At 72.7% G+C, this 25,450-nt stretch carries 23 protein-coding genes; 12 read left to right on the top strand and 11 right to left on the bottom strand.

Annotated features, from left to right (window positions below; genetic code table 11):
- Positions 1-5: 5 nt before the first annotated feature.
- The 9 genes from O7598_RS17180 to O7598_RS17140 form a co-directional block, all read right to left on the bottom strand.
- Positions 6-884 (bottom strand): family 3 encapsulin nanocompartment shell protein, encoded by an 879-nt coding sequence (locus O7598_RS17180; RefSeq protein WP_269692345.1) that lies wholly within the window; start codon positions 882-884, stop codon positions 6-8.
- 14 nt (positions 885-898) lie between these two features.
- The gene (locus O7598_RS17175) at positions 899-1,738 is read right to left on the bottom strand and encodes a class I SAM-dependent methyltransferase (RefSeq protein ID WP_269692344.1); all 840 of its coding nucleotides are present in this window, start codon (positions 1,736-1,738) and stop codon (positions 899-901) included.
- A 31-nt stretch (positions 1,739-1,769) separates the two neighbouring features.
- Entirely contained in the window at positions 1,770-2,600 is an 831-nt protein-coding gene (locus tag O7598_RS17170) for an SDR family NAD(P)-dependent oxidoreductase (protein WP_269692343.1), read from the bottom strand.
- A 5-nt stretch (positions 2,601-2,605) separates the two neighbouring features.
- On the bottom strand, positions 2,606-3,574 hold the full coding sequence (locus tag O7598_RS17165; protein ID WP_269692342.1) for a sulfotransferase domain-containing protein: 969 nt from the start codon (positions 3,572-3,574) through the stop codon (positions 2,606-2,608).
- A complete protein-coding gene (locus O7598_RS17160) occupies positions 3,571-4,737 on the bottom strand; it encodes an MFS transporter (RefSeq protein WP_269692341.1) in 1,167 nt (388 codons plus the stop codon). Before O7598_RS17160 ends, O7598_RS17165 begins: the two co-directional genes overlap by 4 nt.
- Positions 4,734-6,191, bottom strand: coding sequence for a DegT/DnrJ/EryC1/StrS family aminotransferase (locus O7598_RS17155; protein ID WP_269694894.1), 1,458 nt, complete (start codon positions 6,189-6,191; stop codon positions 4,734-4,736). Before O7598_RS17155 ends, O7598_RS17160 begins: the two co-directional genes overlap by 4 nt.
- Positions 6,192-6,812: 621 nt before the next feature.
- Positions 6,813-7,550, bottom strand: coding sequence for a serine/threonine protein kinase (locus O7598_RS17150; RefSeq protein ID WP_269692340.1), 738 nt, complete (start codon positions 7,548-7,550; stop codon positions 6,813-6,815).
- Between the two features lie 37 nt (positions 7,551-7,587).
- Positions 7,588-8,592 carry an Acg family FMN-binding oxidoreductase gene (locus O7598_RS17145; RefSeq protein WP_269692339.1) on the bottom strand — a complete coding sequence of 335 codons (1,005 nt, stop codon included), beginning with the start codon at positions 8,590-8,592 and terminating at the stop codon, positions 7,588-7,590.
- A 103-nt stretch (positions 8,593-8,695) separates the two neighbouring features.
- Positions 8,696-9,925, bottom strand: a complete 1,230-nt coding sequence (locus tag O7598_RS17140) for a PucR family transcriptional regulator (protein WP_269692338.1) — start codon at positions 9,923-9,925, stop codon at positions 8,696-8,698.
- A gap of 83 nt (positions 9,926-10,008) precedes the next feature.
- On the opposite strand from O7598_RS17140, the gene O7598_RS17135 reads away from it, so the two are divergent.
- From O7598_RS17135 to O7598_RS17100, 8 genes are all read left to right on the top strand, one after another.
- Positions 10,009-11,100: a ferredoxin reductase gene (locus O7598_RS17135; protein WP_269692337.1), complete on the top strand. Its 1,092-nt coding sequence runs from the start codon at positions 10,009-10,011 to the stop codon at positions 11,098-11,100.
- A 12-nt stretch (positions 11,101-11,112) separates the two neighbouring features.
- Entirely contained in the window at positions 11,113-12,252 is a 1,140-nt protein-coding gene (locus O7598_RS17130) for a fatty acid desaturase family protein (RefSeq protein WP_269692336.1), read from the top strand.
- Positions 12,253-12,372: 120 nt separating this feature from the next.
- Positions 12,373-14,061 carry a glycosyltransferase gene (locus tag O7598_RS17125; RefSeq protein WP_269692335.1) on the top strand — a complete coding sequence of 563 codons (1,689 nt, stop codon included), beginning with the start codon at positions 12,373-12,375 and terminating at the stop codon, positions 14,059-14,061.
- Between the two features lie 476 nt (positions 14,062-14,537).
- On the top strand, positions 14,538-15,710 hold the full coding sequence (locus tag O7598_RS17120) for an alanine--tRNA ligase-related protein (protein ID WP_269692334.1): 1,173 nt from the start codon (positions 14,538-14,540) through the stop codon (positions 15,708-15,710).
- Between the two features lie 65 nt (positions 15,711-15,775).
- Positions 15,776-17,248, top strand: a complete 1,473-nt coding sequence (locus O7598_RS17115) for an ATP-binding protein (protein ID WP_269692333.1) — start codon at positions 15,776-15,778, stop codon at positions 17,246-17,248.
- A 15-nt stretch (positions 17,249-17,263) separates the two neighbouring features.
- On the top strand, positions 17,264-19,075 hold the full coding sequence (locus tag O7598_RS17110; RefSeq protein WP_269692332.1) for an acyl-CoA dehydrogenase: 1,812 nt from the start codon (positions 17,264-17,266) through the stop codon (positions 19,073-19,075).
- Positions 19,076-19,284: 209 nt separating this feature from the next.
- A complete protein-coding gene (locus tag O7598_RS17105; RefSeq protein ID WP_269692331.1) occupies positions 19,285-19,503 on the top strand; it encodes a hypothetical protein in 219 nt (72 codons plus the stop codon).
- Positions 19,504-19,854: 351 nt separating this feature from the next.
- Positions 19,855-20,334 (top strand): hypothetical protein, encoded by a 480-nt coding sequence (locus O7598_RS17100; RefSeq protein ID WP_269692330.1) that lies wholly within the window; start codon positions 19,855-19,857, stop codon positions 20,332-20,334.
- 376 nt (positions 20,335-20,710) lie between these two features.
- Here O7598_RS17100 and O7598_RS17095 read toward each other — a convergent pair whose 3' ends face one another.
- Together O7598_RS17095 and O7598_RS17090 are read right to left on the bottom strand one after the other, a co-directional pair.
- Positions 20,711-21,514, bottom strand: a complete 804-nt coding sequence (locus O7598_RS17095) for a nucleotidyltransferase domain-containing protein (RefSeq protein WP_269692329.1) — start codon at positions 21,512-21,514, stop codon at positions 20,711-20,713.
- Between the two features lie 163 nt (positions 21,515-21,677).
- A complete protein-coding gene (locus tag O7598_RS17090) occupies positions 21,678-22,424 on the bottom strand; it encodes a GntR family transcriptional regulator (RefSeq protein ID WP_269692328.1) in 747 nt (248 codons plus the stop codon).
- Between the two features lie 473 nt (positions 22,425-22,897).
- On the opposite strand from O7598_RS17090, the gene O7598_RS17085 reads away from it, so the two are divergent.
- From O7598_RS17085 to O7598_RS17070, 4 genes are all read left to right on the top strand, one after another.
- On the top strand, positions 22,898-23,149 hold the full coding sequence (locus O7598_RS17085) for a hypothetical protein (protein WP_269692327.1): 252 nt from the start codon (positions 22,898-22,900) through the stop codon (positions 23,147-23,149).
- A complete protein-coding gene (locus O7598_RS17080; protein ID WP_269695047.1) occupies positions 23,137-23,319 on the top strand; it encodes a hypothetical protein in 183 nt (60 codons plus the stop codon). Before O7598_RS17085 ends, O7598_RS17080 begins: the two co-directional genes overlap by 13 nt.
- A gap of 128 nt (positions 23,320-23,447) precedes the next feature.
- A complete protein-coding gene (locus O7598_RS17075; protein WP_269692326.1) occupies positions 23,448-24,371 on the top strand; it encodes an AEC family transporter in 924 nt (307 codons plus the stop codon).
- Between the two features lie 69 nt (positions 24,372-24,440).
- Positions 24,441-25,313, top strand: coding sequence for a class I SAM-dependent methyltransferase (locus tag O7598_RS17070; RefSeq protein WP_269692325.1), 873 nt, complete (start codon positions 24,441-24,443; stop codon positions 25,311-25,313).
- Positions 25,314-25,450 lie beyond the last annotated feature (137 nt).

The raw sequence follows: 25,450 nt of genomic DNA, 5'->3' as shown, positions 1-25,450 counted from the left end.
GCCGGTCAGAGCGTGACGACGAAGAAGCAGGTGGGCAGGTTCACCACGACCCGTTCCCAGATCTCGGCGCGCAACGCCACCCCGGGCTCGGCGAACGTGCCCGGCGGTGGCTCGGCGAAGCCGATCCGGGACCGGCCGGCGTCGAACAGCAGCGCGCCGTGGCCGAAGTCGCCGACGATCGCGGTGCCCGGGTCGACCAGGCGGGTACGCACGATGAAGACGCCGTTGTCCTCCACGTCCCGCATCAGGGTGCCGCTGCCGAGCAGCCGGTAGTAGTCCGCCGGATTGATGATCAACCCGTCGGCGGTGCTGCCCATCTGCTCGACCTCGTTGCAGGCGGAGAGGATGGTGGAGCCGAACGGTCCCGGGTCGGTGAGCCGGCCCAGCTCCGGCATGCCCAGCAGCCCGCCCTCGCCGCGCAGGATGGTGTGGTTCTCGGCGGTCGCCAGCCGCACCACCAGCCGGTAGTCGATGAACTGCGCGAAGCTGACCGGGTCCTCCCACAGCGTGTCCGGCACCTGCACCCACGCCGTGGTGGTGAGCAGCGGCGGGATGGGGGAGCGGTGGAAGTGGTTCGCCGCCTCCCGGCGCAGGTCCGCGCCGTCGACCGCCGGGTCGTCGGGCCGGGGCGGGCTCTCGTGCCAGTAGAAGTCCTGCGGGTCCGCCGACAGGTCCACCACCTTGAGCACGTTCCGGGACGGGTAGCGCGGTTTGCGCCGGGAACTGGTCAGCGAGTCGGTGATCGTGACGTCGTAGTCGACGCTGGTGTCGAAGCCGTCCTTGGCGAACGCCTCGACGAACAGCCCGCCGGGCGACATCTGCGTCTTGCGGGCGGCGACCACCTCGGCGATCGTCCGCTTCACGGTGTCGACTGGTTGTGGCATCTGGTGTCCCTTCCTCAGGCCGGCTTGCGGGCGACGAACATGCCCCAGCCGAACTCGCCCCGGTCGATGGCCGACTGGATCTCGTCGCAGGAGTCGGCGAAGTTCCCGATCCAGGTCCGCGCCGCCTCGTCGGTCGTGGCCGCGGCGCGCTCCCGGGCGGTGCGGCCCAGCACCCGGTACGTCTGCCGGATGTGCGCGTCGAGGCTGCGGGCCACCACGTCCACGAACCCGGCCTCGGACAACGCCTCGCGGTAGCCGTCGAGCGAGTAGCCGCCGTTCCAGCGCACCCGGTCGTAGACGTGCCGGCGGGCCGCCTCGCCGATCCGCTCGGTCGGCTGGAGGAAGTCCGAGACGGCAAGCACCCCGCCGGGGGCGAGCACCCGGAACATCTCGGCGTGGCTGCGCGGCTTCTCCGGCACCAGGAACAACGCGTCCTGGCTGACCACGTGCGTGAACGTGCCGTCGGCGTACGGCAGCGCGGTGGCCGAGCCGTGCCGGAACCGCACGTCCAGCCCGGCGCCCCGCTCGGCGCGCCGCTGTTCGGCGAACCGGACCCGCTCGATGCTCAGGTCCAGCCCTTCGCCCCGGCACCCGGTGCGCCCGGCCAGCCGCAGCAGGAAGTTGCCGCAGCCGCAGCCGACGTCGAGCACGTTCGACGACGCGTCGATGCCGGCGTCGTCGGCGAGGATGTCCGAGGTCCGGTCCGCCGCCGCGTGGTAGTCGACGTCGTCGTCGCCGGCGAAGTAGCCGGTGTGCAGCACGCCCTCGCTGTCCCAGAAGCTGAGGTACGTCTGCGTGGTCTGGTCGAAGAACTCGGAGACGTCGCGCTCGGTGAACTGGCTGGTCGTGGACATGGGCACTCCCTCGTGCGGCGGTCGGGTGGACTCAGGCGTAGGTGTCCTTGCGGACCCCGGTCAGGTGCGGCAGGTCGGGGCCGGTGGCGGCGGCCCCGCCGTCGATCAGGTGCACGCCGGCGGTCACGTACGACGCCCGCTCGCTGGCCAGGAACGCGGCCACCGCGGCCACCTCCTCGGGGCGGGCCAGCCGGCCGACGGCGCTGTGGTGGCCCATCGCGGCCAGCCGGGCCGCCACGTCGCCGTCGTCGCCGGCCAGTCGGGCCGCCGCGCGCTCCATCGGCGGGGTACGCACCCCACCGGGCGCGAGCACGTTCACGGTGATCCCGTCCCGACCCACGTCCACGGCGAGCCCCTGGGCGAAGCGGACCAGCGCGGCGCGGGTCACCCCGGACAGCACCAGCGGGCCGATCGGCACGCAGGCGGTCTCGGAGGCGACCAGCAGCAGCCGGCCCCGGCCGACCGCGCGCATGTGCGGCACCGCGGCCAGCGACAGCGCGACCGCCGGCAGCAGCACCCGGTCGACGGCCGCCCGGTAGTCGTCCGTGTCGAAACCGGTGGCGGTGCCGATCGGCGGGCTGCCGCCGCTGACCAGCAGCACGTCCGCCCCGCCGAGGTCGGCGGCGACCCGGTCCACCCAGCGGGCCGCGGCGTCGGTGTCGGTGACGTCCACCCGGTCGGCGCTGACCCGCCCGGTGGCCACCGCGGCCAGCTCCCGCTCGGCCGCGGCGAGACGATCCGGATCGCGTCCGCAGACCGCCACGTGCGCGCCCTCGACGGCGAACTCCTTCGCGCAGGCCAGCCCGATGCCGCTGGTGCCGCCGGCGACCAGCGCCACCCGGCCCTTGAGCCCCAGATCCACGTCCGTCACCTCTCCGTCTCGCCGACGCGCGTCGCCGCGCCGGGATGTGTGCCGGTCGGCCCGCCGCCGGGCCGGTAGCCGTAGCGGGCGGACAGCGGCCAGGCCAGCGCCGTCACGGCGAGGCGCTGCCGGCCGTTCAGCGTGCGCCGCCACCCGTCGTCGGTGTCCCGGATGACGGTCGGGCCGGTCCGGAACCGGTCGGGGTTGCCGGTCACCGTGTGGTTGCCGCGCAGCTCGACGGTGCGGTCCCGGACCGGGTTGCCGGCCGGATCCGCGCCGACCAGCCGCAGCAGCGTGTCGACCGTGCCGGCCGGGTCGGCGGTGAAGTCCTCGTAGCGCAGGAACGTCGACCGTGCGGGGTGCCGGCGGTTGATCGCCGCCGACGCCAGGTTGAACCCGTGCCAGTACGCCGTGCTGCGCGCCGCCGACATGGCGTAGACGTAGTCCTTCGGTTCCCGCCAGGAGTGCGCCACCGCACGCGGGTCGCGGACCAGGTGCAGCCAGTACGGCCCGACGCCGGGCACGTGCGGCAACAACGCCGACTCCCCGGGGATCTTGGTGCTGTCCACGATCACCCGGGCGCCGGTGCGCGCGGCGATCTCCTGGTAGACCGCGCCGAGCAGTTCGGCGTGCGCGCGGGTGTCCGGGTCGGGTGCGCCTCGGCGCAGCACCCGCCAGGTGTGCCGGGTCCGCAGCCGGGCGCGTTGACGCCGGATCACCTCGGCGGCGTGCGCGTCGGCGGACATGCCGGCCGGGCGGCCGACGGGCAGCACCGCCGACCAGAGCGGGCAGGCGGTCAGCGGCAACCCGCAACCGCACCGGTCGTTGACCCCGCGGCCGGCGGAGTTCTTCCACAGGAAGTGCAGTTCGCCGACGTGCACTACGCCGGGCACCTCGCCGAGGACGTTGCCGATGATGGTGCTGCCGTTGCGACACCAGCCGGTGACGCTGAGCACGGTCACGGGTGCGCTCATGTGCGTACCTCCATCGGGGTTCGGTGGCCGATGCGCAGCGCCATCGCGGCGGCGACCGCCGCGCCGGCCGCGCCGGCCACGAACACCGCCGGGTAGCCGAACCCGGCGGCGACCAGACCGGTCGCCGGACCCCACACCGCCAGCCCGAGATCCCAGAACGAGGTGTACGCACCGATCGCCGCGCCCTGCCGCGCCGGGTCGGTGCGGTTCATCACCATCAGCGCCAGCGACGGGTGCAGCAGCGAGAACCCGACGCCCATCACCACGCTGCCGGCCACCGCCACCGGCAGGTTCGGGGCGACCGCGATGACCAGCAGCCCGACCGCCTCGCCCACCCCGCACCAGGCGGCCACCCGGCGGGGGCCGAGCCGGTCGGGCAGGTGCCCGATGACCAGCCGGGTGCCGGCGTAGACCGCGCTGAAGCAGCTCAGCACCACCACGCCGTGGCCGATGCCGCGGGCGTCCAGGTGCAGCACCACGAACGCGGCCAGCCCGGCGTACCCGGCCGCGCCGAACGTCAGCGCCACGCCGGGCAGCAGCGCGGGGCGCAGCAGCAGGCCGCCGCCCCGGGCCGCCGGCGTGGCGCGCGGCGGCGTCGGCGCCAGCGCGACGAGCGCGGCGCCGAGGGCCGGGGCGGCGGCGCTGAGCACCCAGACCGCCGGGTACCCGACCTGCTGCACGGTGGCGCCGAGGAACGTGCCGGCGGAGATGCCACCCCACATGCTCACCCCGTAGAGGCCGATGAGCTGGCCGCGCCGGTGGTGCGGGGCGAGCTGGACGATCCACACCGCGCCGGCGGTGAACAGGGCCGCCTCGCCGGCGCCGAGCAGCAGCCGGACCGCCACCAGCGCCGGCACGTCCAGCGGCGCCAGGTACAGCAGGCCGCCGGCGGCCACCACGAGCGCGCCGGTCAGCATCACGGTGCGATGGCCGTACCGGTCGGCCAGCGCGCCGGCGACCGGCCGGACCAGCAGCGCGGTCACCGCGGTCACGGTGACCACGACGCCGACGGTCAGGTCGCCGGCGCCGTGCCGCTCCCGCAGGAAGCCGGGCAGCACCGGGATGACCGCGGTCAACCCGAGGTAGCCGGCGAAGAGGCCACCGAGCAGCCCGACCAGCGCGCGCCGTGGCAGTCGCCGCTGTTCGGTGTCCACGGCGGTCACGGCCGCGCCGGCGCGCTGTCGCAGGCGGCGGCGACCTTGCGGACCGCGTGGACCAGGTCGTCGCAGTCGTCCGGGGTGAGGTTGGACGACAGCGGCACGTCGACGGTCTCGGTGAGCAGCCGCGCGGTGCGCGGCAGCGTCGCCCGGACCTGCCCGGGGTCGGCGGTGTCGTAGAGGAAGCGCCAGTTCCAGAACGCCCGGACGTTGAGGTCGTCGTCCGCGCCGATGTTGCGGGCGTCGATCCCCTCGGCCCGCAGCGCCCGGGCGAACCAGCCCGCGTCGCCGCCGGGCACGCGGAAGAGGAACGCTTCTCCGAGGTACGCCCCGGGCGCCACCGGTCGCCGCACGGCGATGCCCGGCAGGTCGGCCAGGGCGCGCGAGACGTGGGCGTAGTTGCGGTGGAACAGCGCCAGCCGCTGCGGCAGCCGGGTCAGCTCGGCCCGCAGCAGCGCCGCCCGGATCTCGTCCATCCGCAGGCTGAGCAGGGGCAGGTCCAGGCCGGTGAGCGACGGCTCGCCGTCCGGGAAGTGCCGGCGCAACCGCCCCTCGTACGCCCCGGACAGCGCGACCGCCCGGGCGAAGAGCGTGCTGTCGTCGGTGACCAGGAAGCCACCCTCACCGCAGTTGAGTGCCTTGTCGGACTGGGTGCTGAACGCCCCGGCCGCGCCGAACGTGCCGAGCTTCCGGCCGTGGAGTTCGGCGCCGAGCGCCGGTACGGCGTCCTCGATCAGCGGTACGCCCATCTCGGCGGCGAAGGCGGCGAGCGCCTCGACGTCGGCGGCGAAGCCGCGCATGTGCACCACCATGACGGCGCGGATGTCCGGCCGCCACCGCCGGCGCAGGTCGTCGAGATCCATCCGCAGGTCGTCGTCGACCTCGACCAGAAATGGTCGGCAGCCGGCCAGCACAATGGCACTCGGAGTGGCGACAAAAGTGAATCCGGGGCAGGCGACCAATGACCCCGGCGGCACGGCCGCTCCCATCAGGGCGAGGGCCAACGCGGCGGTGCCGCTGGAAACGGCGAGCGCGTGCCGGGTGCCGAAATAGCGGCACAGTTCGTCCTCGAAGCGACCGCATTCGGTTTCGTTCTGCGCGCGGTGGTCGTATCGGAAGTAGAGATGACTGCGGATGGCCCGAATTGCGGCGTCCTCGTCCTCGGCGTGTACGAATACCGCACCTTTGTCATAGGTGGGCCACGGCGCGCGCCGGACCGGCCGACCGCCGTGCAGTGCGAGCCGTTTTTCCAGCTCAGCGCCGTAGGGAGCCGGCCTAGGCCGGCTCGGCGCGGGAGCGTCGTTGTTCCCGTTCACCGGCGGACTCCTCGGGCGAGCGGCAGCAATTCCTATCCGCCCGATAGGGTTTGCCGAGCGCGCGCCGGGCACGATTGCCCGGCGGAATCTCGCGGTCCCGGCGCGATCCCGTCGAGGGGTGGGAAAAGCCACCAGATCCGACATTGGCGTGGGGTGGATCCAGTGACCATCATGATTGCCCTCATGTTCGCCACCGTCAACATGCGATCGGGAATACGCAGAACAGTTGCTGACAGTGACAGTGGACAATAGGGAATAGTCCCTCGTGGGCGCGTGCCGCCAGGTCTTCGCGGTGCTGACCGGCCGTGCCGTCTCCGTCCCGGCGGGGCCCTCGGGCCCGGTCACCCGCTCGTGCGCGGTCTGCTCGTGCCGGCGGTCCGCCGACGCGGGCGGGTTCGCGCGGGCAGACCGCCTCGCTCTCCTCGCCTCCGCGCGGCGACGGCAGCGGCTCGTCACTCCGGGTGAGGGGCGGGCCGGATCCGCGTCCCCTCCCTCCGCCGCCTTTGCTCTGCAGCCACGGACGCACCGATGACGGAGAGCTGCCGCTGCGCGGATGGCTGCAGAGCAAAGGCGGTGGAGCGGGGTGCCCGGCTGTCGCGACGAATCTCGCGTAACCCCTGCTCAGAGCGATCAGGCACCGTGCGGTCGCCTTTCCGGGGCAACGACCTGCCGTTACCCGGAGTCATCGGCGGAGCGGCACACCGTTCTTCACCGACTGTCACCGGTCGTGATCGCCGGCGAGCCGGCGAGCCGGCGAGCCGGCGGTCAGGTCGTCTCGCGCCAGGCCTCGACCAGGTCGGGCACGCACGCGTACCGCGCAGCGGGGTCGGCCCGGGTGGCCCGCTCCACGACCGCGGCGGCGCGCTCGTCGCCCCGCCAGCCCGACGGCGCGTCGAGCAGATGGTGCAGCGTGCGGCCCAACGCGTGGACGGTGGTGCGCTCGTCGATGATCGAGCCCCGGGTCAGCTCCTCGGGTGAGAGATAACGGCGGGATCCGGGCAGCCGCTCGGAGTCCAGGACGAACGCTCCCGGCCGGTACTCGTCCAGGTCGATCAGCCGCATCCGGCGGGCGTCGAAGTCGTAGAGGAAACACCCGTCGTACAGGTCGATCGCGACGTAGCCGGCGGCGCTGACGGCAAGGTGGGCGTCGAGGATCACCGCCAGGGCCGCCCGCACCTCGGCGACCGGGAGGTGCTGGAAGCGGGCCAGGCCGGAGCGGTCCGACCCGTGCACGGTGGCGTGGTTGAGCACGGTCCCCTCGCACCACGGGTACACCAGGGTGGGGCCGTCGGTGCCGTCGCGCACCAGCTCCGGCCGGACGACCGCCGGGTGCCGGACGGCTGCGTGCAGGCCGAGGGCCCGGGTCAGCGAGGCCCGCGCCTGCGGGGTCCGGGCCTGCTTGACGAACCAGCGCCGGCCCGCCGCCCGCACGCCGTAGGAGAGACAACCGGAGTCCTGGTCGCCGAAGACCACGAATGCGTCGGCCAGGTCCAGTTCGAACACCCGTCGAGGGTAGCGCCGAGGGCGGACGACGAACGGGTCACTCCGGCGGCGCCACCACCTCGATGACCTCGGCGGGCGCGCGCCGGGGAGCCGGCGGCAGGTCCGTGTCCGGGCCCCAGCCGACCCGCACCACCAGGTAGGGGTCGCCGATGCCGGCGAGCAGCTCGCGCATCATCCGGCGCGGCCAGGCCAGCTCGATCGCGTCGCTGAGCGGAGCGGCGGCCAACCCCTCGGCGGTCGCGGTGAGCAGCAGCGCCGACAGCGCCTCGCCGCCACGCAGCCACGCTTCCGGCTCGTCGCGGTCGCCGAACAGGATCAGGTACGCGGCGCCTCGGTCGAAGTCGGCGCCGGCGGTCAGCCCGGCCGCCCCGCCGGGGGCGTGATCGCGCAGCGGGACGCGCCGCGGTGCGGGCCGGACGGCGGTTGTCGTGGGCACGCCGTCGCCGCTGCCCGGCGGGCGGTTGGTCCACCGGTGCAGCTCCTCCCGGTACGCCGGGTCGGCCAGCTCCGCGTCGGCGGCGCGACCGGTGGACACGGCCAGCATCGGCATCTGATCCGGGCGGACCACGTGCAGGTGCGCGCCCTGCGCCTCGACGGCGTCGGTGAGCCGGGTCAGGACCGGCTCGGGCACCGGCCGGTCGCCGTACGCGCGCCGGTCGGTGCGGCGGCGCGGGATCGCGTCGACGAGCCGGAGCGCCGGCACGTCCAGCACGGTCGGGCCGGTGGCGCGCAGCCGGGCGAGCAGCGACGGGTCGGCCGGGTCGGGCAGCCGTTCGACGGTGACCGCCCAGCCGACGGCGGCGAGCGACACCCGGGCGTGGTGCAGGGCCGCGCCGCAGCTCAGGGTGAGCAGCCGGCCGTCCGGGTCGGTGTGGGCGAGCTGCCGGCCGGGGTCGGCGCGCAACTCCAGCGTCCCGGCGTCGATCCGCCAGCGCCAGGGTTGGGTGTTGAACACCGAGGGGGCGTGCAGGGACTGTCGGGCCGCCGCCTCCAGCACCCGTACCGTCGGGTCCTGCTGCGTGCGGGTCGCGGACCGGTCCATGGCGGCGCCTCCTCGTTGCTCGTCCCCTTCCGAGGCTGCCCGCCGCCGGGGCCCAGGGACAGGGCCGGAGGTCCCGGGCCCCCCGAGCCCTGCGGCCCGGCTGTCAAGCGAGGGCCCCTCCTTGCTCGGGTGGGACGGCGAGGGCGATGGTGAGGTCCAGGACGGTGGCGGGGTCGTGCAGGCGGTCGCCGAACAGCTCCCGCAGCTTGCCCATCCGGTAGCGGACGGTCTGCGGGTGCACGAACAGGTCGGCCGCCACGTCGTCCCGGCGTCCCTGGTGCAGCAGCCAGGACCGCAGCGTCTCGGCGAGCCGGTGGGCGGTGGCCGGCGGCAGGGCGGCGAGCGGCGCGAGGGCCTGGGTCCGCAGGTCGGCCAGTGCCTCCGGGTCCATGCTGAGCAGCAGCGTGGCGAGGTGACGCTCGGTGTCGACCGGCCCGGCGTCCGGTTCGCCGAGTCCGAGCGCGAGGGCCCGGGTGGCCCGCTGGTAGGACGCGGCGACCCGGTGCCAGGGGCGGGCCGGGCCGAGCACCGCCCGGTGCCCGTGCAGCAGCCGGATCAGCTGCCGGCGCCGGCCGCCGTGCGCGTCCGGCACCAGCAGCACCGCCAGCTCCTCGGCCGGACGCATGCCGGGCAGGTCCTCGCCGCTCTCCAGTGTCTGCGGGCCGAGCAGGGCGAGCACCGCGCGCAGGTGGCGGCGGGGCAGCAGCACCACGGTCAGCGTCTGCGGCGGCGGCCAGTCGGCCCGCTCCGCGCTGCGCCGAAGCGACTCCTCCGGCTCGCCGGCGAGCAACTGCCGGGTGAGCCGTTCCACATCCCGGCGGCGTACCCGGCCGGCGCTCGCCAGCTCGTCGGCGTGCCCGGCCACGCTGGCCGCGGACAGCTCGTCGATGTACGCGAACATCAGCTCGGCGAACTCGGCCACCGTCTCGGCGGCCAGGCCGCTGCGCACCGTGATGGTGGAGACCTCCCGCCAGGCCACCCGGGCGCCCACCCGGTACGCGGCCAGCAGCGCGTCCATGCTCCGCCCCGAGCGGGCCTCGCCGCTGCCCAGCGCGTACGCGGCCTCCAACGCGGGGGCCAGGGGAGTGCTCGGGTCGTACGCCTGGGTACCCTCGATGAGCTGGAGGAACGTGCCGAGCGCGATGCGTACCGCGTTCTCGATCTTCGCGCGCATGGTGCCGGTGAGCGTGCCGGAGTAGTCCGGCACCTCGGCGGTGATCGCGGTGACCGTGCGTTCGGCGACCATCGGCAGCCGGCCGCGCAGCATCGCCGCCACCTCGGCGTCGAGATCGAGATGGGCGGCCCGCTGCCCGGTCCCGGCCTCCTGCGACATGTTGTTCCCTTCGAACAAAAACCTGTGACCGTTTCACCTTTGTCGGTCAAGATGTTATGCGATTACGCAGCCACGCTGGTCATATGACCACAACTGCGCCCCGCCGCTCCCAGAAGGTCTCCTTCCGGGACAGGCTGCTGCGGCTGGCCGGCACGGTCACCACCCCACTGCTGCCGGGCGACTATCTCGACATGGTCGCGCCGCTGCGCGCGGGCGCGCCGCTGCGGGGCCGGATCGTGGCCGTCCGCCCGGAGACCCGGGACGCGGCGACGCTGGTGATCCAACCGGGTCGCGGCTGGCGGGGTCACCTGCCGGGGCAGTACGTGCGCCTGGGCGTGGACGTCGACGGGGTACGCCAGTGGCGCGCGTACTCGCTCACCTCGCCGCCGGGCGCGGCGGACGGCCGGATCGCCGTGACCGTGAAGGCGATCCCGGACGGCAAGGTCAGCAACTACCTGGTCCGCCGGATCCGACCCGGCACGATCGTCCAGCTCGACCAGGCCCAGGGCGAATTCGTGCTGCCCACGGCCACGCCCGAGCGGGTCCTCTTCCTGACCGCCGGCAGCGGCATCACCCCGGTCATGGGGATGCTCCGCGCCGGGCTCACCGAACGCGCCGACGTGGTGCTCGTGCACTCGGCGCCGACCCGCGACGACGTCATCTTCGGCGCGGAGCTGAGGGCGTTTGCCGAACGCGGCGCGGTACGCCTGGTCGAGCGGCACACCGACACCTCCGGCCTGCTCGACGTGACCGAGCTGGACGAACTCGTACCCGACCACGCGCAGCGGCACACCTGGGCGTGCGGGCCGCTCGGCCTGCTCGACGCCGCCGAGGCGCACTGGGCGGCCCGGGGCGCCGTCGATCTGCTGCACACCGAGCGGTTCCGTCCTACGGTGATCACGCCGGGCGAGGGCGGAAAGGTGAATTTCACCGTGGCGGGGGTATCAGTCCAGGCTGACGGTGCCACCACACTGCTCGACGCGGGGGAGAACGCGGGGGTGCTCATGCCCTCGGGCTGCCGGATGGGGATCTGTTACGGCTGCGTCGTGCCGCTGCGCCAGGGCGCGGTACGCGACCTGCGCAACGGCGACGTGACCACGGCCGTGCCGGGTGACGGCGTGCGGATCCAGACCTGCGTCTCGGCGGCCGCCGGTACCTGCGACATCGAACTCTGAGGAGCCACCGACGTGACCGTGATCCAGAAGAAGGCCGACAACCCGATCGCCCACCTGAGCGCCGAGGACATCGAGATCATCGGCAAGGAGCTGGACGCGATCCGGGACCGGGTGATCGCCGACCGGGGGGAGCGGGACGCCCGCTACATCCGCAAGGTGATCAAGACCCAGCGGACGCTGGAGATCAGCAGCCGCGCGGTGCTGCTGTTCTCGCTGTTCCCGCCGGCCTGGCTCGTCGGCACGGCCGGTCTCACCGTCGCCAAGATCCTCGACAACATGGAGATCGGGCACAACGTCCTGCACGGCCAGTGGGACTGGATGCGTGACCCGAAGATCCACTCCACGACCTGGGACTGGGACCACGTCTCCCCGGCCGACCAGTGGAAGCAGTCGCACAACGAGCTGCACCACCGCTACACCAACGTGGTCGGCAAGGACAACGACCTCGGGTACGGCATCATGCGCGTCGACGAGGACCAGCCCTGGCACCCGATGCACCTGGGCCAGCCGGTGTGGAACCTGCTCAACGCCGCCTTCTTCGAGTACGGCATCGCCGCGTACGACATGGAGCTGGGCGACCACCTCAAGCAGAAGCGGCTCAAGGACCCGAAGTTCCGGGCCAAGGCGAAGGCGGTCGGCCGCAAGATCCGCAAGCAGGTGCTCAAGGACTACGTGGTGCACCCGCTGCTCTCCGGCCCGTCGTTCCTGTCCACGCTCGCCGCCACGTTCACCGCCAACCTGGTCCGCAACGTGTGGAGCCACTCGGTGATCATGTGCGGGCACTTCCCGAACGGCGTGGAGACGTTCGAGAAGACCTCCATCGAGGGCGAGACGCGCGGTGAGTGGTACCTGCGGCAGATGCTCGGCTCGGCCAACATCAGCGGCCCCCGCCTGCTGCACATCATGACCGGGAACCTGTCCTTCCAGATCGAGCACCACCTCTTCCCCGACCTGCCGAGCAACCGCTACCAGGAGATCGCCCCGCAGGTCCGGGCGCTGTTCGACAGGTACGGGCTGCACTACACCACCGGCCCGCTGCCCAAGCAGGTCGCCTCCGCCTGGTGGAAGGTCATCCGCCTGTCGCTGCCCAACCGCCGCGACGGTCGGCAGGCCGTCGCGCCGGGCCCGCTGGTCCCCTCCGGCGCCGCCTGACCGGCATGTGCACGGCCGGTGAAATTCCCCCCACCGGCACTCGCACATTCGGTGTCCTCGCAGCTCAGGCCGCATTTTGCGACCCTCGGGCGGCTCCCGCCTCCCCGTACACTCGCGCCCATGCCGAAGCAGCGGGACGCCGCGCCGCCGCCGGGCGCCGGCCGGCGGGTGGTGATGCTCGTCGACAACGCGGTCGAGGGTGACTCACGGGTGCAGAAGGCCGCCCGGTCGGCCGCCGACGCGGGCTGGCACGTCACCCTCCTCGGCTGCGCCCGCACCGACGCCGAGCGCCGCTGGCAGCTCGGCGACGCCGAGGTACGCGTGCTGCCGCTGGACGCGCCCCGCGCGCTCGCGGCGCCGACGCGGGATGCCGACGACGCGGGCGCGGGAGACGCCGGCCCGCGTGGTGCGGACCGCGACGATTTCGGTGTGCCGGTTCCCGACGCCGCAGTACGTGGCCGGCACCGCGTCCTGTCCGGTCTACGGGGAGGGCTGGTCGCGCGTGGCGGGCTGCCGTTGCGGGTGGCCCGGCTGGCCCGCCGACCGCTGGAGCACGCCCAGGTCCGCTACTGGCGGGCCCGCCTCGGCGACCGGGCCTGGCGCCGGCTGGAGCCGGGACTGTGGGACTACGAACGCGTCGCCGGCCCGGTCGTCGACGAGCTGCGCCCCGACCTGATCCACGCGCACGACTTCCGGATGCTCGGCGTGGCCGCCCGCGCGGTCGACCGCGCCCGTGCGCGGGGACACGTCGTGAGGCTGGTCTGGGACGCGCACGAGTGGCTTCCGGGCGCCCGGCCCCGTCGCGACAACGCCCGCTGGCTGCCCGCGCACCTGGGCTACGTCCGCGAGTACGTCGGCCACGCCGACGCGGTCGTCACCGTCTCCGACACGCTCGCCGACCTGCTGGTCCGCGACCACGACCTGCCGGAGCGCCCCACCGTCGTGCTCAACGCCCCGGTCGCCGGACCGGCACGCGTCGCCACTGCCGGTCCCGCCGCTCGAACCGTGCCGGCTGCCGCCGCCGGGCGCGCTGCCGGCGGGTCTGCCGGTCGAACCGTCCCGGTTGCCGCCGTGCCCGCCGGTCGAACCGTCCCGGTTGCCGCCGTGTCCGCCGGTCGAACCGGCCCGGTTGCCGCCGTGCTCGCCGGTCGAACCGCGTCGGTTGCCGCCGAGGATCGGTCGGCCGGTGGGCCGGCACTCGACCTGCGGGCCCGTTGCGGCGTGGCCGCCGACACTCCGCTGCTGGTCTACAGCGGGGCGATGGCCGAACAGCGTGGCGTGGACACCGTGGTCGAGGCGCTGCCCCGGCTGCCCGGCGTACACCTTGCCCTGGTCGTCGCCGACCCGGCCGCCGCCTACGTCCGGCAGGTCGTCGCCCGCGCCGCCCGCCACGGCGTCGCCGAGCGGGTGCACGTGCTGCCGTACGTGCCGCACCGGCAGCTCGTCGCGTTCCTCGCCACCGCCGACGTCGGGCTCATCCCGCTGCACCACTGGCCCAACCACGAGATCGCGTTGATCACCAAGTTCTTCGAGTACGCGCACGCGCGGCTGCCGATCGTGGTCAGCGACGTCCGGACCATGGCCGACACGGTCCGGGCCACCGGCCAGGGTGAGGTCTTCCGCGCCCGGGACGCCGCCGACCTGGCCCGCGCGGTCCGGGCGGTGCTCGCCGACCCGGCCCGCTACCGCGCCGCCTACGACGGCCCGAACTCCCCGCTGCCCACCTGGACCTGGGAGTCTCAGGCCGACCGCCTGAACACCCTCTACCACCACCTCCTGACCCCCACCCCACCCCGCTCCGCCCTCTGACCGTCCCTGACCGTCCCTGACCGTCCGCCCCGTCGATCATGGAGTTGTGGCGCCTGGCATGCGGCATTCGCGGCTCTTGTCAGGTGCCACAACTCCATGATCGACGGCGGCGTCCGACGCCCACGCCGACGCGGATGTCGACCATGAAGTTGACGGCGACAAATCGGGCGGCGGGGACCGCCAACTTCATGATCGACGGGGCGAGGTGGGGCGGGGCGAGGCGAGGTGGGGCGGGGCGGGGCGGGGGCGGGGCGGGGAAAGGGGTGGGCGCGGGACGAGAGGGTGGGCTAGCGTGGGCGGTATGCAGAGCAGGCGCACCATCACCGCCGCAGCCGCGCGAGCTTTCCGCTCGCCGGTTGCCGCCGCCTGAACTGCCCCAACCCCACGCCGGCGACCGGAAACGGTCCGCCGGCGTCGTCGTGTCACGCCACCCTTCGGCGGACTGTCCGGACGCCCGTACCCGGAAGGCGCCCGCCATGACACCCGACGAGATCATCCGCACCTTCGACGACCACTACCACCGGCTCGACCACTCCGACGCGCCGGAGAGTTCCCTGGTGCCACCGCCCGGCGACCCGGTGCTGTTCACCACCTCGGGCATGCACCCGCTCACGCCGTACCTCCTGGGGCGCCCGCACCCGGGCGGACGCCGGCTGGTCAACGTGCAGCGGTGCCTGCGCACCACCGACCTCGACGAGATCGGCGACCGCACCCACCTGACCGTGTTCCAGATGCTCGGCTCCTGGTCGCTCGGCGACTACGACATCGCGACCAGCCTGCGCTGGGGCTTCGAGCTGCTCACCGACGGCTACCGGATCCCGCCGCGGCGGCTGCACGCGACCGTCTTCGGCGGCGACGACCAGCTCGGCCCGGACGAGACCGCGCGGGAGACGTGGACCGCGCTCGGAGTGCCGGTGGAGGCGCTCGGCGAGGACAACTGGTGGTCCAACGGACCGACCGGCCCGTGCGGACCGGACTCGGAGATCTTCGTGTGGACCGGCGACGGGCCGCCGACCGGCACCCCCAGCGGCGACGCGCGCTGGGTGGAGGTGTGGAACCACGTGCAGATGCGGTACCACCGGCACCCCGACGGCCGGCTCACGTCGCTGCCGCTGTCCAGCATCGACACCGGCATGGGGCTGGAACGGTTGGAGATGGTGCTGCGCGGCGAGACGTCCGTGTTCACCGGTGACGGGCTGCGCCCGTGGGTGGGCGCGGTCCGCGACCGGTGGGACCTGCCGGAGACGGACCTGCGCGTGGTCGCGGACCACCTGCGCTCCGCGGTGGTCGTGCTCTCCGACGGGGTACGCCCGGGCAACACCGGGCGGGGCTACGTGCTGCGCCGGCTGCTGCGCCGCGCGCTGACCGTGCTGTGGCGCGACGACCCGGCGCGCAGCCTGGGGCAACTGCCGCTCACCGGGTACGCGGACACGCTGCGCCGGTTCCGCCGGCCGGTCGACCCCGACCCGCTGCGGGAGCTGCTGTGCGACGAGGAGCGCCGGTTCCGGGAGCTGCTGCGGCGCGGCCGGCCGCTCGTGGACCGGGTCCGCGCGCGGGGTCCGCTGACCGAACGCGACTACCACTGGCTGCACGACACCCACGGGTTGCCTCGCGAGCTGGTCGACGGCCTGCTCAGCGACGTCGGCTGAGGTGGCCGGTCGGCCCGGAGGGTGCCAGACTCGTCCTCACACGTCGCCGCGAGGGAAGAGGACCCATGACCGGGTACGAGGTGCGGCCGGACGAGGAGACGGTGCCGCTGCTCGGCGCCGAGGTGCGCATCACCGACCCGGCCGGGTTGCTCGCCGCCGCCGGAGACGGGCCGGTCGAGCTGCTGGCCGGCGCGAGCTTCCCCGCCCCGGTGCGGGAGGTCCGCTGCACCGTGCGCACCGACACCGCCGACGGTCGGCAGGTGCACCGCTTCGAGGCGTACCTGCGGATGGAGGCCGCGCCGGCGGGCCTGCTCGCCCTCGGGCTGGCCGGGCCGGTCGGCCTGCTGCTCGCCGAGCGGCTGGCCGCGCGCGCCGGCGACGGCCCGGCCGCCGCCGCGGTGGGCCGGGCCGCCGCCGAGGCGTCCCGCCGCCTCGGGCTGCGACCCGCCGGCACCGCCCTGGCCACGCCGCCGCGCGACCCGGCCGGCCGGGCGGTGCTGGCCGCCGCCGAGGCCGCCGGCGTGCGACCCCGCGTCGAGCAGGAGAACGGCACGGTACGCATCCGCGCCGACGTGCCGAGCGCCGAGGTGGGACCGGAGCACCTGCGGGCCGTGCTCGGCCTACTGCTCCAGGCGGTACGCGAACTCGCCGGCGACAGCGTCGAGCCGACCGTGCTGCGCGGACGCACGTACCTGGTGGGGCGGCGACCGGTCGCGGTGGCCGCGCCGCGCAGCGAGACGGTGACCCTCGACCAGGTCGGCGGTCTGGCCGACGTGGTCGCCCGGTTCCGCGAGGTGGCGGTGTCGTTCCGGCACCCGCAGGCGATGGCCCGCTGGGGAGCGCGTCGGCCGCAGGGCATCCTGATGTACGGCCCGCCGGGCACCGGCAAGACCATGCTGGCCCGGGCCCTCGCCAACGAGGTCGGCGCGGACTTCGTGGAGATCCGCACGCCGGAGATCCTGGACAAGTATCTCGGCGGTTCCGAGCGCAACATCAAGCGCATCTTCCGCGACGCCCGCCGCTACCGCCGGCCCACCGTGATGCTCTTCGACGAGTTCGACTCGATCATCAGCTACGCCGGGGCCGGCGGCGACGCGGCCAGCCAGGCGGTCAACGCCGTCGCCGGCATCTTCAAGCAGGAGATGAACACGCTGTTCGAGGAGAACCCCGACGTCATCGTGGTCGCCACCACCAACTTCCCGCAACGCGTCGACGCCTCACTGATCCGCTCCGGCCGCTTCGACCTGAAGATCGCCATCCCGGCGCCGGACGACGCCGGTCGCGCGGAGATCCTCGGCAAGATGATCCGGGAGCTGATCGACCGGCACGAGCGCACCGGCTTCCGGATGTTCGCCGACGACGTGGACCCGGTCGCCCTGGCCGCCGACACCGCCGGGCTCACCGGCGCCGACCTGCGCGAGGCGCTGCGCCGGGTGCAACTCGCCAAGGCGCTGCGGGAGGCCACGGAGGGTGCGCCGCCGGCCCCGATCGGCCAGGATGATCTGCGGGAGGCCGTCGCCGGGTTGCGCCGCGGCTGAGGGGAAGGGGCCCGCGTGTCGTCGTCCGAGCTGTTGTTGTCCCGCCGTGACCTGGCGTTCCTGCTGCACGACTGGTTGGACGTCGCCCGGCTGACCGAGCGACCCCGCTACGCCGAGCACTCCCGCGAGACGTTCGACGCGGTGCTCGACCTCGCCGCGCGGGTCGCCGCCGAGCGCTTCGCACCGCACAACCGGGCCGCCGACACGAGCGAGCCCACCGTGGACGGCGGGCGGGTACGCACCATTCCGCAGGTCAAGGCCGCGCTCGACGCGTTCGCCGACACCGGGTTGTTCGCCGCCACGCTGGACGAGTCGGTCGGCGGCATGCAGCTCCCGCACGCCGTGGCCGCCGCCGCGTTCGCCTGGTTCCAGGCCGCCAACGTGGGCACCTCGGCGTACCCGTTCCTCACCCTCGGCAACGCCAACCTGCTGCTCGCCCACGGCAGCGCCGAGCAGGTCGACACCTGGGTGCGCCCGATGGTGGAGGGCCGGTTCTTCGGCACCATGTGCCTGTCCGAGCCGCAGGCCGGCAGCTCCCTGGCCGACCTCACCACCCGCGCCGAGCCGCAGGACGACGGCACCCACCGGATCACCGGCACCAAGATGTGGATCTCCGCCGGCGACCACGAGCTGGCCGAGAACATCGTGCACCTGGTCCTCGCCCGCATTCCCGGCGGACCGCCCGGCGTGAAGGGCCTGTCCCTGTTCGTCGTGCCGAAGGTGCTGCTCGCCGACGACGGCACGCCCGGCCCGCGCAACGACGTGGTGCTGGTCGGGCTCAACCACAAGCTCGGCTACCGGGGCGCCACCAACACGCTGCTCAACTTCGGCGAGGGCGTGCACCGCCCGTACGGGCGGGTCGGGGCGGTCGGCTATCTCGTGGGGCAGCCGCACCAGGGGTTGGCGCTGATGTTCCACATGATGAACGAGGCGCGCATCGGCATCGGCGCCGGCGCCACCGCGCTCGGCTACACCGGCTACCTGAAGTCCGTCGCGTACGCCCGGCAGCGCCCGCAGGGCCGCCCGGTCGCCGACAAGGACCCCACCACGCCGCAGGTGCCGATCGTCGCCCACCCCGACGTGCGCCGGATGCTGCTGGCCCAGAAGAGCTACGTGGAGGGTGCGCTCGCGCTGGTGCTCTACTGCGGACGGCTGCTCGACGAGGAGAAGACCGCGCCCGCCGAGGCCGACCGGGAGCGGGCGCACCTGCTGCTGGAACTGCTCACCCCGATCGCCAAGAGCTGGCCGTCGCAGTGGTGCCTGGCCGCCAACGACCTGGCCATCCAGGTGCACGGCGGCTACGGCTACACCCGCGACTACGACGTGGAGCAGCACTGGCGGGACAACCGGCTCAACGCCATCCACGAGGGCACCCACGGCATCCAGGCGCTCGACCTGCTCGGCCGCAAGGTCACCATGCGCGACGGCGCGGCGCTGGAGCTGCTGCTGGAGTCGATGCGTGCCACCGTCGACCGGGCCTGGAAGGCGGACGGGTTCGCCGCCGACCTGGCCGGGCGCTTGGGGGCGGCGGTGGACCGGATCGCGGTGGTGACCCGGCGGTTGTGGGCTTCGGGCGATCCGGAACTCGCCCTGGCGAACGCCTCCGTGTATCTGGAGGCGGTCGGGCACGTGGTGGTCGCCTGGATGTGGTTGGAGCAGGTGCTCGCGGTGGACGCGTCGGGGTCCCCGACGGACGAGTTCTCCGCCGGGAAGCGGGCGGCGGCGCGCTACTTCTTCCGGTGGGAGCTGCCGAAGGTGGCGGCGCAGTTCGACCTGCTGGAGAGCCTGGACCGCACCACGCTGGACATGCGGGAGACGTGGTTCTGAGCAGGTTCACTGCGCTGACCCGTCCCGTGCGTCGGCAGGCCCCTTCCGCTGCCTACCGCGCAGCACGCCAGCACGGCCGGGGAAGACAGGGTGGGCGCAAGGGCAACGTGTTGGCGCGTACCGGGCGGCCGGCCGAAGCGGTCCAGTCCTGCCGGACGGCGTTGCTCGCGTGCTCCCGGCACGATGTGGTGGACCGCGCGCACATTCGGATGGACGAGGTGTTGGCCTTGCTGCGGCTGGGCGAGGCCGATGCCAGCACGAAGACGGCGATCGAAGCATTGACCTCGCTTCCGGCGTCCGCAGGAGTCGCCGCTGTCCATGCCCAGACCGAGGAGTTGATTCGTCGGATGACGACGGCGGGAGCGAACGCGTCCGCGCGGGTCACGCGGGAGGCGCTACAGGCACGACAGCCCCATCCGGCCGCCTGATCGCGGTCTGGATCTACCGCAACCTGCTGACGGCCTCTTCCGGTCGGCCGACACTCATGTATCAGCCAGGCGGAGACGGACAGTCCGGGACCGCGATCGAGTTTCCGGCGAGCAGCCCCAAGTGCGGATGTCCGGAGAAGATCCGAACTTCCTCGTCGTGCGAGATCAAGACGAGCGACCCGGCGAGCTGACGGTTGGGCCACTGGCAGCGGAAACGGCTCTCGGCATCTCTCAACGCTTCCCCGGCTTCCGCCATCCTTCTGCGGACTGAATGCGGACCGCACCCCTCCTGAGAGTCGGTGGCCGATTGCAGGGCTACCGGACTGGCAACCTCGGCCTACGATCCTGCGCATGAACGTGACGCGGGTCCGCCTGCTTGCCTGCGTGGTCATTCCGCTCCTAGCGGCCTGCGACGCCGAGCCCTCCAGCCCGGAAACGGCCGCATCGGTCACCTACAGCTGCTGCGAGGCCCAAGACGTCGACAAGCCGTACCAGCCTGGCCAGACCTTGACCGTGCACTGGACCGTCGAGCCCTCGGATGAGCCGGGCGGAACCCCACCGCAGGTTGAGTTGACCGCACGCCTGACGGGTCCGTTCGCCACCGTAGGTGACCTCAAGGCCGCCACAGAAGGCACCCCAAGCGTTCCGGGGCTGGTCACCTTCGCGGCCGCACCGGTTCGACCATCCGGCACGCCCGACGAACGTCCCGTCAGCACCCTCGTGATTGATCCCGACGCCAAGCCGGGTTACTACAACCTGGTCACCTCCGTGGTCGACGGCGGCAGCACGGCGGGCGGCGACAGCATCGTCCAGGTAGTGCCCAAACCTTGAGCGTCGTGGCTCGCGTCCCTATTTGCGTCAGGCAACTGACCGGCCTGGGGATTAGCAGAAGATCGCGGATGGCTGGTCGGGTGGCTGCGTACCTGGTCAGCCCGTCCGTCGTTGTCGGGTGGCGTAGGCGTGAGCCGGTGGTCCTGGCTGTACGAATGGCTGTAGCGGCAGCGGCAATGCCTGTCTATCGTCCATGATCATGGACGCTTCGATCGTTGTTGTTCTCTACCCCTTGCTGGCGCTGCTCATCTCCTACTGGGTGATCCGCCTAGCCGTCCGGCACGCAATCCAGGATGCGGACAAGCGAAGGTCACGGGGTGGTGCGTAAGCCATGACCATGCATCACTCAGGCGTCGACTGGTGGTGGTAGCTCCGGTCACTGCCTGAGGATCTGCAGTTCGTCTCCCCAGCCTTCGATGATGGGGGTCAGCACGGGTACGGGACGCTCGTTGTCAAAGGTCGCGCACAGGCTCTCGACCCGCTTGAAGGTTGCCCGTACGGCGGCCGGATCGCCGTCGAGGGTGGCTTGCAGCAAGGACAGGAGTTCCCGGGCATCCCACTCCGGCACGGGGTGTTCGCGGAGTTCCCATGGCAGGTACTTGTGATAGGGACGCACCCGTCCGGCCAGCGAAAAGATGACGTCCAGCAGCCAGGGCACTGATTCGGCAGCATCGAGGCGGCGTTCCAATTCGCGTCCGTCGCGGTCGTTCTTGAGGGCTCGGTAGGCATAGTTCAGCCACCCGTCCAGGCGGTCGTGCTCGACGAGAATCGTCTCTGCCTCGTCGGGCGTCACCGTGGCCAACCGGTGAAGGGCGGAGGGCAGCCGGCCCTGTGTGCGGTCGAGGAGGATCGGGGCCCACGCGAACGACCAGCGGAACCACCAGCCTCCGCTCCCGAACGGGGGTACCTTTTCCAACTGGGAGAGCGGGACCGGGATCTCGTCGAGGTCAGGGGACCGGGTCGTGGTGCGCTCGCCCATGCCGTGCTCGGTGAGAACGACGTACACGTCCAGGTCCGAGCGCTCGGTGGCGAGCCCTCGGCCTACCGAACCGGAGAGGACCAGGCCCAGCAGGTCCTCGCCGTGATCCGCATCGTTCCGGGCCGCAAGCTCTGTCAGCACCTCCAGGCGCTGGGACGAGAGACCCGGTGGAAGGTTCAGGCCCTCGGGTGCTTCGGTCACACGCGGCACCCTTCTCTCACCGAGCCGGCTGCAGCAAGCAGGTTTCTTCGACGCGCGCTCCGGCCTGGCAGGACGCTCCACCGTTGAGCCAGGTGAGTGCCGTAATACCTGACACCTGTCGCACGTCAGCCGTCGGCCTGCGAGTCATAGTGAGACCGGGTCGTCAGTCGATCGGGATGCGGTAGACGAGGTCGTAGCGGCCACCGGGGAGCGCGATATCAGCGGTTTCCACGGGCTTGCCGGCAGCGGTGTAGGTCCGTTCGATGCTGTGCACGAACGAGCGAGTCGGCAGGCTGAGCGCGTCGACCTCCTCCGCCGTCGCCGCTCGCAGGCTTACGCGTTCCACCACCTCGTCCACTCGGACGCCGATGGTGTCCATGCGGGCGACGACACCCACGGCGGCGCCTTCCTCCGGCCACTCCACCGGCGTGCCCTCGGTGAGGGCAAGCGGCTCGTACGAGGTGGAGAGCTGTATAGGTTCGCCGTCGGAGAGGAATCGATATGCCGTTCGCATCACCGGCGCACCGGGTCCGACGCCGAGTCGCGCCGCGATCCGCTCGTCGGCCTGGTCACGGCGACTCTCGTGTTCCCAGGTGCCCTGCTGGCCGGCGCGGGCGGCATCGCGCGCGAACGGGGACGTTGGCCCTTGCTCGGCGCGGAGGTCGCGAGCCTGAGCGTGACGGACCAGCCGCGTGGTGTTCCTGACGTACACGCCGGAGCCTGCGCGACCCTCCACGATGCCTTCACCTTTGAGGACTGCGATGGCCCACTTGGCGACCGTGCGGCTCACCTCGTACTGGCGCATCAGGCCGGACTCCGACGGCAGCTTGGCGCCGGCGGGAAGCTCTCCGGAAAGGATGGCGGCGCGTAGGTCGGCGGCGATCGTCAGGTAGGCGGGTGGCGTGGGCATGTCGGCGGTACCTCCGGTCAGCCTGCACAGTCGACCACAGGCAACCTGGTGTGCCAAGTTCGCGCGCCTCTCTTGCTCATCAAAATCTAGTGCACTAGCTTGTCGGTTGGCGTCCCGTTATCGCGCGACTTCGGTCAGCAACCACGTCGGCGGTAACGGGACGCCTCTCAACCTGCGGCGGCGACCGGCCTTGGTTTCGCCTGCGCGAACACCGATGGAGGTGCGGTGGAGATGAGCATCTTCGGTCTAATTCACAGGCTTGGGCGTCGAGACAGGCCTGCGACGCGCACTACCGGGCAGGCCACTCAGGAACGTGAGCAGGCCGCCGCGCGACGGCGGCTACTGGATCAGGCTGGGCGGCTCTCCGACCAAGGAACTAGGGACGAGCCAGATTCCGCAGGTGGACGGGCGTGACAGGAGCATGCGCGATTAACCACGTCAGCGGACGAGATGGCGGCGGAGCGGCGAGCGTAATGGGCGCGGCTGACTCCGTACCCCTGTTGGAAGGTGGCGTGCACGGGCCGGTGCTGCCGGTCTGGACGTGCGGTGGGTGCGGTAGGCCGTGGCCGTGTGTGACGCGGCGGCGGGAGCTGCGGGTGGAGTACGAGGGCGCGCCGATCTCCCTCGCGTTGTACATGGGGGCGCAGTTGGCGCGGGCGACGGCGGACCTGAGCTGGGCGCCGGCGGGGTCGCTGCACCGGCGGTTCCTGGGATGGCTGCGGTGAGCGTGCTGCGGGCGGGGGACGAGAAGTACCACTACAGCGACGGGTCGCATCGGTGGACGGCGCCGGATCCGGAGTACGACCAGGACGTGTGGGAGGAGCAGGTCCGTCAGCACAAGCTGGGTCACCTGCGTAACGAGCGCCCGAGGATACGCATTCGGCGGATCGTCTGACTCCATCCAGGTAGCGGCAGTTGCGATACGGGATGCGACGCTGATCGCGTGGCTTACCGATCGGCGTACACCCCGGACGCCCGCCGCTCCCTGCGCCGACGCGGTGGCCATCCGCCGGTGACGCCCGGATGAGCCTGGTGTCGGCGTTCGTACCGATCTGGGCCCTCACCGCCGTCGGCTACGCGGCCTGTCGGCGGGGCCTGCTGGGCGAGGCGGCGGCGTCGGTGCTCGGCCGGTTCGTGTTCCAGCTCGCGATGCCGGCCGCCCTGTTCCTGGCCCTGTCCCGGATGCCGCTGTCCGGGTTCGCCGGCCGCTCGCTGTTCGCCTTCGGGGTGAGCACCGTCGCGGTCGTCGGGTTCGGATGGACCGGTGCGAGCCGGCTGTTCGGTCGCGGGCCCGGCGAACGGCCGATCTGGGGCATGGCCGCCGGATACGTGAACTCGGCGAACCTCGGCATCCCGATCGCGACGCAGGTCCTGGGCGACGTGTCGTTCCTGGCGGTGGTGGTGCTGCTGCAGGTGCTGGTGGTGGCGCCCGTGATCGTGGTCGCCCTGGACCGCCGCAGCGACCCGGCCGGGCGGGTCCGGGTCCGCCGGATCGCCTCGCTGCCGGTACGCAACCCGGTGATCCTGGCGTCGCTGCTCGGTGTCGCGTGCTCGGCGGCCGGCCTGCGCCTGCCGTCGGTGGCCGAAGCGCCGCTGACGCTGCTGGCGGGCGCCGCGGCACCGGCCGCCCTGGTCGCGCTCGGCGCGTCGCTGCACCGCATGGCGCCGTCGCGGGCCGAACCGACCGGGCCGGCCGAGCTGGCCGCGATCAGCGCGCTGAAGCTGGTCGCGCAGCCGGTCATCGCGTACGCGGCGGGGCTGGCCCTGCACCTGTCCGCGTCGCAGTTGCTCGCCGTGGTGGTGTGCGCGGGCCTGCCGACGGCGCAGAACACATTCATCTTCGCCCAGGAGTACGGCGTCGGCGAGGCGGTGGCCAACCGGGCGGTGCTGACGACCACGACGCTGTCGCTGGCCACCCTGGCCGCGGCGGCGGCGCTGCTCGGGTAGGTCCGGCAGCGGACTCGTCCGAGCCGCGTACCCGACGTCCGGGTGTGCGTCGGGGATACGATGACCCGGGTGGCGACGGACAAGTGGGCACAGTGGCTCCTGACCCGCCGGGACGGCGACAGTGCGGGCCTGCGCGCCCGCAACGCCCTGGATCTGGCGGCGTTCCGTGACGGCGTCCTGGCGGGAGCCGACCTGGCGGCCGACGACGTGATCCTCGACGTGGGCTGCGGGACGGGTCTGATCGGGTTCGGCGCGCTGGCTCGACTCGGCCCGCACGGTCAGGTCATCTTCAGCGACGTCTCACCGGATGTGCTCGACGAGTGCCGGCGCACCGCCGGCGGCGACGGGCGGTGCAGCTTCGTGCTCGCGTCCGCCGACGATCTCACCGGAGTCGCCGACGCCTCTGTCGACGTGGTGACCACCCGGTCGGTGCTCATCTACTCCGATCGCAAGGCCGCGGCCTTCGCGGAGTTCCGCCGGGTCCTGCGGCCGGGCGGACGGATCTCCCTGTTCGAGCCCATCAACCGCTTCGCGGCGCGGCTCCGGCCCGACGACCTGTTCGGCATCGGCGACGCGCCCGTGAACGACCTGATCGCCAAGGTCAACGAGGTCTACCGGGTCACCACCGAGGAGACCACGCGACCGATGACGGACTTCGACGAGCGTGACCTCGTCGACTGGGCGGTGGCCGCCGGCTTCGAGGCGGTGGAACTGGACTACCGCGCCGAGGTCGACGTGCCCGCCGACCCGATCGGTGACTGGGAGACACTCAAGCGTGTGGCGCCCAACCCTCTGGTTCCCACGTACGGTGAGGCGATCGCCGCCACCCTGAGCGACGACGAACGCGAGCGTCTCGACACGTACATGACCGCCGTGGTCGCGGCCGGCACGCCGACGCGGCGCACGATGGCCACGGCGTTCCTTCGCGCTCGGCGTCCGTAGCGGAACCGCTGGGGTCGTACCCCGCCGTCGAGGCGCGACACCGACCGGATGCGCGGTGCCGACGTCGAGGCCGGCGGCTGCGATGATGTGGGCGTCGCTGTCGGTGATCGCCGTCCGGTGGTCGGCGATGATCTGTT

This window comes from Micromonospora sp. WMMC241 (assembly GCF_027460165.1).
Taxonomy (GTDB): domain Bacteria; phylum Actinomycetota; class Actinomycetes; order Mycobacteriales; family Micromonosporaceae; genus Micromonospora; species Micromonospora humi.
This window is presented reverse-complemented; position numbering and strand designations above follow the sequence as displayed.